Consider the following 1,149-nt stretch of genomic DNA (forward strand, 5'->3'; position numbering starts at 1 on the left):
GGAGACTTGTTGTTCCAAATCGATCCGCAGCCATACAAGTTAGCGGTAGAAAAAGCGCAATTAAACTTACAACAAGTGATCCAAAACAATGAGCAGTTGGATGCCTCTATCACGGCAGCCAAAGCGGATGTGGAAGCGAGTAAAATCGTCGCTGAGCAAAAAATTCGTGAAGCCAATCGACTGAATACATTGTTCAGTCGAAACGGTACGTCTCAACAACAACGTGATGATGCGCAGAGTAGTGCAACAGCGGCAAAAGCGAATTTGCTAGCAGCAAAAGCCCGCCTGAAAGAGCTAGAAGTAAGCCGCGGCGAGCTCGGCGAAGCTAACGTCAACGTGCGTGTTGCTCAGAACCAGCTAAAACAAGCTGAGCTTAACCTTTCTTACACTCAAGTAAGTGCCGAGCACGATGGTGTTATCACGAACTTGCAGTTAGAGACAGGTGCTTACGCCGCTGCGGGGACACCACTTATCGCACTGGTTTCGGATCAAGTTGATATTATTGCGGACTTTCGCGAGAAAAGTTTGCGTCATTTTAACCGAGATAGTCTAGCACTGGTGGCCTTTGATAGTTTGCCAGGAGAGGTTTTTGAAGCCCGCATTACCAGTTTGGATGCCGGGGTAAGCTCGGGTCAATTTGATGCAGACGGCCGCCTCGCGACACCAACAGATTCCAACCGCTGGGTGAGGGATGCTCAGCGATTGAGATTGCATTTGTCTATCAACGAACAGCCACAAGCTTTCCCGGCGGGTGCTCGTGCGACGGTACAACTATTACCTGATAACATGATTTCAGGTTGGCTGGCTCGTCTGCAAATTCGTTTTTTGAGTACTTTGCATTACATCTATTAATTGGGAGGTGGTATGAAATTATGGGACCACCCCATGTCTGAGAACGATTTCAGACAATGCCTACGCATAGCAACTGGCGCAACCATCGGCTTTCCACTGTGTAAGCTGTTTGGCTGGAACTACGGTGTGTTTTTCACCGTAACACCCATGCTTTTGCTCGGTATGGTACCAGTAGTGAACTTGCATGCATCAAGACAGTTAATCTTCTCCGCTGTTGTTTGTGGGCTAGAGGTTGGCATTTTGGGGGGCTTGTTTGGTAGTCATCCGGTGTTGATGACCTTGATTGCATTCTGCTTG

The 1,149-nt window shown here is 48.3% G+C and carries 2 protein-coding genes; both read left to right on the forward strand.

The window, feature by feature from the left end; genetic code table 11:
• A partial coding sequence (locus R7040_RS24630) for an HlyD family secretion protein (RefSeq protein ID WP_318097295.1) occupies positions 1-852 on the forward strand: 852 nt, incomplete at its 5' end.
• A 12-nt stretch (positions 853-864) separates the two neighbouring features.
• The coding region (locus R7040_RS24635) for a DUF2955 domain-containing protein (protein WP_318097296.1) at positions 865-1,149 on the forward strand (285 nt) is incomplete at its 3' end.

It is taken from the genome of Vibrio sp. 1069 (genome assembly GCF_033340555.1).